Source organism: Gemmatimonadales bacterium, assembly GCA_030697825.1.
GTDB lineage: Bacteria > Gemmatimonadota > Gemmatimonadetes > Gemmatimonadales > JACORV01 > JACORV01.
Map to the genome: position 1 here is coordinate 1 of JAUYOW010000100.1, position 9,030 is coordinate 9,030.

Sequence of the window (9,030 nt, forward strand, 5' to 3'; positions counted from 1 at the left end):
CACGGCGCCGCTGGTGAGCTGGTCGATCCTGGCCTGTGCGTTGGTGAGATACCCGCCGGTCATGATAGGCCGCTCCACCAGCGCGTAGACGGGCCGGAAGGCGCGCGCGCCGCGGGAGAGCGGCTCGCTACCCCAGCGGAGCACGATGCCGCGCGGCAGCAGGCGCTGGACGTCGGGGCGAGCCAGGATCGCATCGACGGCCGGCACTTTCTCTTCGGGGACCAGGAACTGGCCCTCCATGCCGCCGCCGAAGAGCAACTGCGTCAGCACGCCGGATGCATTTGCCCCGACCGTGTCCGCGGCGCTGTCCCGACGGGCCGACGCGGGGTCGCGCCGGTTGCGGGTCGGGTCGCTTCCGGCAGCGGCCTTCGCGGTGTCCGCGGCCTGCGGACGCACCCCGCTGAGAATGTCCTCGACGGCCGACGTGGGCCCCGCCGGCGCACGCGCGGCGCTGTCGGCCACCTGCCGCCCGATGCTGCGCTCGGTGACGCCCGCCGCAGCGAGCGCCCGGTCGATGGCCGGTATCGCCTGGCGGAAGAGGTTTTCCTTGTCCGTCATCATGAACTCGAGGAACGCCGAGCGCTGCACGATCTCCTTGGCGCGCGCGGGGTCGCTGATGCCGGGAAGCTCCACGATTATGCGGCTGGTGCCGAGCTTCTGCACCAGCGGCTCCGCCACGCCGAACTCGTCGATGCGGGTCCGGATCACTTTGAGGGCGCGGTCGATCGCGTCCGCGGGGTTCGCCACCGCGCCGCGGCTCTGGTCGAGCTCTAGCGCGAGGTGGATGCCGCCCTGGAGGTCCAGACCCCGTTTGAGGTTGATCCGACGCTCTGTGGAGTCCCGCATGACGCCGTCGGGGCCCGGGACCCGCGTGGTGACGCTGCGGGGCCAGAGGGCCCAGACGGAGAGGCCTACCAGGACCCCTATGACGACGAGACGCGCTCTTATCGAATCGAACATGGCGTAACCATAAAGGTTGACAAGGGTTACAAGGTAACCGGGCGACCAGCCATCCTCAACGCGGCGAGCGCGTCGTGGCGGTCCTGCTCCAGCTGGAGTCGGAGCGCGTCGGCCGAGGCGAACCGCACCGTTTCTCGCAGCCGGCGGTGGAACTCGACCGTGACGCTCTCCCCGTACAGGTCGCCGTCGAACGCGAACAAGTGCGCCTCCAGGGCGCGCTCTCTCTCGCCGAAGGTCGGCCGGGGACCGAGGTTCAGCATCGCCCCGTGCGAGCCTCCCCTCCACGAGACGGTGGCCGCGTACACGCCGTCCGGTGGCAACAGCTTGCGCGGATTCGGCGGCGCGAGATTCACGGTCGGGACGCCGATGCCGCGCCCGCGGCCCGCGCCAGGAACCACCGTCCCCGTCACCGAGTACGGCCGGCCGAGGGCTGCCGCGGCGTGGTCGAGGTCGCCCCCCGCGATGAAGCGGCGGATCATGGTGGAGGAGATCGGCCGGCCGTCCTGCATCACCGCCGGCACCACGTCCACGGCGAAGCCGTCCTCCCGGCCGATGGCGCGCAGCAACTCCACGTCTCCCGCGCGCCCCTGCCCGAAACCGTGATCGTACCCGATCACCAGCTCGGCCAGGTGGAACCGCTCCTCCAGGATCTCGCGCACGAAGCGTTCGGGCGGGTACGCCTGGAGCGCCGGCGTGAACGGCAGGAACGCCACCCGATCTACCGCCGACTGCGCCAGGATCATCCGCTTCTCGTCGCCCAGCGTGAGGAGCGGCGGCGCCGCCTGCGGGTTAACGATCTCGAGCGGGTGCGGCTCGAAGGTCACGAGGATGCTCTTGAGCCCCGAAGCCTGCGCGCGCCGCGCAATCTCCTCGAGCACCGCCCAGTGCCCCCGATGCACGCCGTCGAAGGTGCCTACGGTGAGAATGGTGCGCGTCAGGACGCGAGCCCCACCACGGGCGAGTAAAGGCCCTCGCGGAACTCCCCCACGCCCAGGAGCTCACCGCGCTCGAACACGGCGACGAATCCCTGGTGCGCCTCCGACGACTCGAACTTGCGGCCGTGCCTGAAGAGCCTGCCCCCCGCTTCGCCCACCTCGATCGCCGGCAGGTGCGCGACCGCCTCGCTCATCGGACGCAGCGGGAGCGTCGCGTCGCGGATCGCGTTCAGCGGCTCCGCGTCCTCGACCCGCCACGCCCCGATGGCGGTCCGGCGCAGCGCCGCGAGGTGCGCCCGAGTCCCGAGCGCGCGGCCGACGTCACGAGCGATGGCCCGGACGTAGGTGCCGGTCGAACAGTCCACGACGATCGCGGCTTCGCCCGCCGAGGGGTCGAAGGCCGAGAGTCGGAGCTCGTGGATGGTCACCTCGACGGACCTGAGCCCCGGCTCCTCGCCGCGGCGCACCATGTGGTAGGCGCGCTCCCCTTCCACCTTCTTGGCGGACACGGCGGGTGGCATCTGCGCCGGCTGCGCTCCCACGTGCGCCAGCGCGGCCTCGATCTCTCCCGGCGTCCGCCCGCGCCAGCTCTCATCCCGCAGCGTCGGCTCTCCATCGGCGTCGTCGGTCACCGTCTCGAAGCCGAACCGGATCGTGCCCGTGTAGCGCTTGGCCAGCATGCCGATGAACCGCGCCAGGCGGGTGGCGCGGCCCGCCAGCACCACCAGCAGGCCGGACGCGGCCGGGTCCAGGGTGCCGGCGTGGCCCACGCGCTTCATGCCTAGCGACCGGCGCACCGTGCGCACGACATCGTGCGAGGTCGGGCCGGCCGGCTTGTCGATCAGGAGCACTCCGTCGCTCAGGGCGCGACGTCCTCGTCCTGGCGCAGGCTGGCGAGCAGCTGGTCGATGCGCGAGGCATGCTCGATCGCGGCATCCTGCTCGAAGACCAGTTCGGGGACCACCCTCAAGTGGAGCCGGGCTCCCACCCGCCGGCGGATAGCCACGGCGGCGTGAGTGAGTCCCTCCAGCGAGTCCTGCTGCGCCTTCGCGTCGCCGTGTGCGACGAACGTGACGACGGCGCGCTTCAGGTCCGCCGTGACGCGCACGCCAGTCACCGTCACGAGGCCGATGCGAGGGTCGCGCGCCTCCTCCTGGAGGAACACGGCGACGACTTCGCGGATCGCTTCAGCCACCCGCTGCGGGCGCCGGCCGGGGGTCTTCATTGGAACGAGGTCTCGCTGGTGATGATGTGGGCCAGCGGCTCGGCCTGCACCAGCCGGTCGCACGAGCCGAGCACTTCCTCGGCGTGACGGTGGTCGTTGGAGACCACGCTCGCGGCCAGTGCCGCGCGCTGCCACAGGTCCTGATGGTCCACTTCCGCCGCGGACACGTTGAAGCGCTGGTGCAGCCGGTCCTTCAGGCTCTTGATCACCCGCCGCTTGTCCTTGAGCGACTGGCAACCGGCGAGGTGGAGATCCCACGAGATCACGCCGACGACCATGCCTACTCCGCGCGCGCCGGTCCCGCGGCCTCGAGGCTGCGCGCCACGGAATCCACGCGGAACGCCTCGATCACGTCGCCCACCTTCAGGTCGTTGAAGTTCTCGACCCCGATGCCGCACTCGAGGCCGTCCTTGACCTCCTTGACGTCGTCCTTGAAGCGGCGCAGCGACCCCAGTCCGCCCTCGTAGACCGGCACGCCGTCGCGGACGACGCGGACCTTCGCGGAGCGGGTGATGGCGCCGTTGCGCACCAAGCAACCCGCGATCACCCCGACCCCCGATATCTTGAAGATCTGCCGGACCTCCGCGTCACCGAGTATGACTTCCTTCTGCTCGGGCTTCAGCATCCCCTCGAGCGCCGCGCGCACGTCCTCGACCGCCTCGTAGATGATGCGGTACTGCTTGATGTCCACGTGCTCGCGCGCCGCCGACGCGCGGGCGTTGGAGTCCGGCCGGACCTGGAAGCCGATGATGATCGCGCCCGAGGCCTTGGCCAGCAGCACGTCGCTGTCGGTGATCGCGCCGACGCCGCGGTGCACGACCTCGACCCTCACTTCGCCCGTGGAGAGCTGCGACAGCGCGTCGGCCAGCGCTTCGGCCGGGCCGCCCTGGTCGGCCTTGATGATGAGCCGCAGCGCGGCGATGCCGGTCGCTTCCTTCTGCTGGAAGAACTCCTCGAGCGACATCCCGGCGCGGCTGCCGCGGCGGTTCTGGGCCTCGCGGCCGAGCCGCTGGCGTTTCTGCGCGATATCGCGCGCGTGGGCGCTGTCGGCCACCACCGTGAAGGAGTCGCCGGCCTGCGGAACGCCTTCGAAACCGAGGACCTGTACCGGAGTGGAAGGGCCGGCTTCCTTCACGGTGCGGCCGCGCTCGTCCTGGAGCGCGCGCACCCGGCCGGAGTACATCCCGCAGATGAAGTTGGCGCCCACCTTGAGCGTGCCGCTGGTGACGAGCACCGTGGCCACGGGGCCCTTGCCCGGGTCGAGCTGCGCCTCGAGCACCGTCGCCACGGCGGAGCGGTCCGGGTTGGCCTTGAGGTCGAGCAACTCGGCCTGGAGCAGGAGCTGATCGAGCAGCACCGGCACGTTGGTCCCCAGCTTCGCCGAGACCGCGGTCGAGAGCGTCGTACCGCCGAACTCCTCGAGCACGACCTGCTGCTGGAGCAGATCGCGCTTGACCTTGTCCACGTTGGCCGACGGCAGGTCGATCTTGTTGATGGCGACGATCATCGGCACGCCGGCGTTCCTGGCGTGGCTGATCGCCTCGATGGTCTGGGGCATGATCGAGTCGTCCGCCGCCACCACGAGCACCACGATGTCGGTCACCTGGGCGCCGCGGGCGCGCATGGCGGTGAACGCCTCGTGGCCGGGCGTGTCGAGGAACGTGATGCGCTTCCCGCCGGGCAGCTCGACGTGGTACGCGCCGATGTGCTGGGTGATGCCGCCGGCCTCGCCCGCGATGACGTTGGTCTTTCGGATGAAGTCGAGCAGCGACGTCTTGCCGTGGTCCACGTGGCCCATGATGGTGACGACCGGCGAACGCGGCACCAGCGTCTCGGGCGCGTCGGCGGCTTCCGGCTCGGCGGCTTCCGCGACGTAATCCACTTCCTTCACGGCCTGGAACCCGAACTCCGAGCAGATCAACTCGATCTGGTCGAAGTCGAGCCGCTGGTTCACCGTGACCATCATGCCCAGTTCCTTGAAGGCGAAGGTCACGACCTGCGACGCGGGCACCTTGAGGATCTGGGCGAGCTCGGCGACCGAGATGAACTCGTTGACGCGGACCAGCGTCTTCTCGCGTTCCTTCTCTTCGGCGATGCGCGCGGCCTCTACGTCGCCCTTCTCGTCGTCGCGGCGGCGGACCCCCTTCTTGGCGGGGCCGCGAATGGACGCCAGGGTGCGCGCCACGTTCTCGGCCACGGCCTCCTGGTCCACCTGCCACTTCTTGCCCTTCTTCCGCTTCTTCTTGTCGCGCCGGCGGTCGTCCACCGGGCCCGCGCCCGGCGCCGCGGACGCGATCGGGCGTGGCGGCACACCCGCGCCCGGCGTGGCGGAGGCCACGGGCCTGGGCCTGGCCGGCTGCGGGCGCTCGATCCGCGCCGGGATGAACGGCGCGCGGGGCGCCGCCGGCGAGTGATACGAAGTTGGCGTCGTGGGCGTAGGGGGCGACGCGGATGCCACCGGGGCCGGCGGCTCCAGCGGCATCGGGACACGGGACTCGGTCTCCGGCGGCGCGAGCTCCGGCGGGAAGATCGCTTCGACGTCAGGCGCGGCGGGCTCGGCCTCGGGCTCGATCTCGTCGGCGAAGAGCTCGCCCACCTCAGGCTCTTTCTCGGCGGCTTCCGCGGCCGCTACGGCGGCGGCTTCGGCCTCGGCGACCGCCACTTCGGCGGCGGTGCGGCGACGCCGCTTCGGCTTCGCCGCCTCGACCGGGGCGGGAGCAGGAGCCTCCTCCTCGCCCTTCTTCTTGGCGACGGCCCGGCGGCGGCCCTTCGCCGGTTCCGGCTTCGCGGCCTTGCGCTTGTCGCGCTCGATGCGCGACCGGACGCGCGCGATCTTGTCATCCTCGAGCGCGCTCATGTGGCTCCGGACGAAGATCTCCATCTCCCGGAGCAGGCTCATCAGCTCGTCGCTCGTCTTGCCGAGCTCGGCCGCCAGATCGTGCACCCGCGTACTCATGACCAGTTCTTCTCCCCTCGGACTTCCGCCGCCCAATGCGCGCGCAGACCGCGCGCCAACTGCCGGTCCAGCACCGCCACCCCGTGTACCGGCGGCCGGCCCAGCGCCGCGCCCAACCGCTCCGCATCGGGGCCGACCAGCAGCGCCACCTGCCGATGCCCCGCCAGCGCGACCAGGCGCTCGCGCGCCCGCTCGCTGGCGTCGCTAGGCATTACCAGCGCTTCGGCGACGCCGCGACGCAGCGCCTCGCGCGCGGCGTCCACGCCGATCGCCAGCCGGCGCGCCTTGGCTCCCAGCCCCAGCAGGCCCAGCGCGGCGCGGGTGCGGTCGGTCACGCCGTCGGTTCCTCCGGCGGGGGAGCTTCGGCCGCCGGAGCCTCAGTCTCAGGCGCGTCCGCCGGCGCGCTCGGCGCGTCATCGGGCGCCGGTGCGTCCGCATCGGGCGCCGCCTTGGCCTCCGACGCCTCGTCGGTCGTCGTCAGCTCGTCGATGAGCGCGGCGATCCGCTCCGTCATCTCGGGAGTGATACCCGGGATCGCGCCGATATCGCTCTTCTCGAGGTCGAGGATGTCGTTGAAGGTGCGGTACCCCGCCGCGGTCAGCACCGCGAGCAGGTCCTGGGTGAGACCCGACAGCTCGGCGAGCGGCACGTCGCCCGCGTCCTCGGCCTCTTTCTCACGCGGCGGGAGCGGCGCGAACAGCGGGCCTTCCCCGCCCCGCTCCAGCCACTCGCGGCTGGAGTAGAGGTCGATCTTCCATGCCGTGAGCTCGGATGCGAGCCGCACGTTCTGCCCGTTGCGGCCGATGGCCAGGCTGAGCTGGTCCTCGTCCACGATGGCCTGCACGGTCTTGGTCTCCGGCTCGGAGAAGACCCGCGCCACTCGGGCCGGCGCCAGCGCCAGACGAGCGAAGCGCTCGGGGTCAGGACTCCACGGCACGATGTCGATGCGCTCGCCGCCCAGCTCGTTCACCACGGCCTGCACCCGGCTACCCTTGAGCCCGACGCACGCGCCCACCGGGTCGATCCCGTCGTCGCGGCTGAAGACCGCGATCTTGGTCCGGCTTCCCACTTCGCGCGCCGTGGCGCGGATGTCCACTATGCCCTGCTGGATCTCCGGCACCTCGAGCTTGAAGAGCGCCTTCACGAACATCGGATCGCCGCGCGAGAGGATCAGCCTCGGCCCCTTGGGCGTCTCCTCGAGCCGCTTGAGGCAGGCGCGGATGGTATCGCCCTGATGGAAGTGCTCGCGGTGGTTCTGCTCGCGGTAGGGGATGATCGCTTCCGCCTCGCGGAACTTGGCGAGCATCACGACGATCTTGCCGCGCTCGATCTGCTGCACCTCGCCCGAGAGCAGCTCCCCGACGCGGTCCGCGAACTCCTCGCGGATCCGGGCGCGCTCGCCCTCGCGGACCCGCTGGATGATGCGCTGCTTCGCGGCCTGCACGGCGGTCCGTCCGAACTCCGAGAAGTCCACGTCGGTCTCGAGCACGTCCCCGACCTGGAAGTCGGGATCGTCCCAGCGAGCCTCCTCCAAAGCGACCTGGCGGCTCGAGTCCTCAACCTCCGCGACCACTTCCTTGAGGACGGTGATCTTGATCTGGCCGCTCATCTCGTCGATGACGATATCGGCGCGGACGTTGGGGCCGTACTTCTTGGCCAGCGCCGCGTACACGCCATCACGGATCAGCTCGCGCAGCTCGTTGCGGTCGAGCTGCTTGAGCTGCGCCAGCTCCTTGAACGCCGAGAGGACTTCAGTGCTGCTCATCGTGTCATGGCTCCCGCGCCTAACAGTCGAAACCGAGGCGCGCTTCTTTGATCTCTTCCAGCTTGAGGACCCGCCGGACGCCCTTCGGGAACTGCAATTCCACCGCGGGCTCCGGCTCGTCGAAGACCTGAGTGGCCGTCACCCGGAACCGCCCGCCCAGCTGCGGCACCAGCACATCGACCGGCGCGCCCATGAACCGCTTCCACTCGGCGAGGCGCTTGAGCGGCCGGTCCACCCCGGGCGAAGACACCTCGAGGATGTAGCGCCCCTCGCCCACGTTCCGCTCGTCGAGCCAGGCCTCGAGGGCCCGGCTCACGAGGGCGCAGTCATCCACGGTCACCCCGTGGCGCGGCCCGACTGAGGGCCGGTCTATCCGCACGGTGAGGTGGGGCCTGCGAGCGGTCCCGCCGTGGCGCACCTCGACAAGCTCGTAGCCGAGGTCTTCGACCCGGCTCGCCAGCTCACGATCGAGGATTTCGCGCTCCAACACCACGGAGACCCCGGAAAACAAAAATGTGGGGCTGACAACCCCACATCCACGAAGCAGCGGGCGCAGCCCAAGCCCCGCCGAACCGGTGGTAAGCTAGAGCACGGGACCGCGGGGGTCAAGTCGCCGGCGTTGCGGCGGGGCGCTACCCCTCGACCTCATCGGCGAACTCCCCGTACAGGGTCCGCGCGCAGGGGGGACAGAGCCCGTGACTGAATTCCGCGTCCGAGCGGTCGCGAACGTACACTTCGATCTGGTTCCAGTACCCGCCGTCGTCCCGGATCTTCTTGCAGTTGGCGCAGATCGGCAGCAGGCCGCTCAGGGTCCGGACTTTGGCCAGCGCCGCCTGCAGTTCCTGAATCACCGCTTCGCGCTCGTGCTCCGCGCGCCGTCGCTGCATGACGGTGATGACGACAAAGGGCGCGATCCCCATGGTGAGCAGCACCGAGTCCACGGCGGCGGCTGGAGCGCCGTCGAGACCCGGCAAAAGGAACCGGAGCGCCGAGTGCACCCCGAACTCCACCAGAGAGACGATCCCGAGGACCCGCACCGCGATCTGCGCGAGCGTCAAAGCCCGGTGCGGTTGGTCTTGGGCTGTGGGCGGGGCCGTCACACCACGCTCGGCGCCGGTGTGATGACCGCGCCCGCCTCCGCGACGGCCCCCTCCAGGTCCTTGCAGACGCCCGCGACGAGGTCCCCGAG

Annotated in this window: 10 protein-coding genes; all 10 read right to left on the minus strand. The window is 70.6% G+C overall.

Annotation, left to right across the window (positions count from 1 at the left end; translation table 11 throughout):
- Positions 1-960 (minus strand): hypothetical protein (locus Q8Q85_05060; protein MDP3773618.1); only part of this gene is annotated, 960 nt, incomplete at its 3' end.
- Between the two features lie 26 nt (positions 961-986).
- On the minus strand, positions 987-1,886 hold the full coding sequence (locus tag Q8Q85_05065; protein ID MDP3773619.1) for a bifunctional riboflavin kinase/FAD synthetase: 900 nt from the start codon (positions 1,884-1,886) through the stop codon (positions 987-989).
- Between the two features lie 8 nt (positions 1,887-1,894).
- Complete coding sequence (truB, locus tag Q8Q85_05070; protein MDP3773620.1) at positions 1,895-2,746, minus strand: tRNA pseudouridine(55) synthase TruB; 852 nt, start codon at positions 2,744-2,746, stop codon at positions 1,895-1,897.
- An 8-nt stretch (positions 2,747-2,754) separates the two neighbouring features.
- Complete coding sequence (gene rbfA / locus Q8Q85_05075; protein ID MDP3773621.1) at positions 2,755-3,120, minus strand: 30S ribosome-binding factor RbfA; 366 nt, start codon at positions 3,118-3,120, stop codon at positions 2,755-2,757.
- A complete protein-coding gene (locus tag Q8Q85_05080; protein MDP3773622.1) occupies positions 3,117-3,398 on the minus strand; it encodes a DUF503 domain-containing protein in 282 nt (93 codons plus the stop codon). Before Q8Q85_05080 ends, rbfA begins: the two co-directional genes overlap by 4 nt.
- 2 nt (positions 3,399-3,400) lie before the next feature.
- A complete protein-coding gene (infB, locus tag Q8Q85_05085) occupies positions 3,401-6,076 on the minus strand; it encodes a translation initiation factor IF-2 (GenBank protein MDP3773623.1) in 2,676 nt (891 codons plus the stop codon).
- Positions 6,073-6,411: a ribosomal L7Ae/L30e/S12e/Gadd45 family protein gene (locus Q8Q85_05090; GenBank protein ID MDP3773624.1), complete on the minus strand. Its 339-nt coding sequence runs from the start codon at positions 6,409-6,411 to the stop codon at positions 6,073-6,075. The genes infB and Q8Q85_05090 overlap by 4 nt, the downstream gene beginning before the upstream one ends.
- Positions 6,408-7,841, minus strand: coding sequence for a transcription termination factor NusA (nusA, locus tag Q8Q85_05095; GenBank protein ID MDP3773625.1), 1,434 nt, complete (start codon positions 7,839-7,841; stop codon positions 6,408-6,410). Before nusA ends, Q8Q85_05090 begins: the two co-directional genes overlap by 4 nt.
- 19 nt (positions 7,842-7,860) lie before the next feature.
- Positions 7,861-8,331: a ribosome maturation factor RimP gene (rimP, locus tag Q8Q85_05100; GenBank protein ID MDP3773626.1), complete on the minus strand. Its 471-nt coding sequence runs from the start codon at positions 8,329-8,331 to the stop codon at positions 7,861-7,863.
- 142 nt (positions 8,332-8,473) lie between these two features.
- Positions 8,474-8,899, minus strand: coding sequence for a hypothetical protein (locus Q8Q85_05105; protein MDP3773627.1), 426 nt, complete (start codon positions 8,897-8,899; stop codon positions 8,474-8,476).
- Positions 8,900-9,030 lie beyond the last annotated feature (131 nt).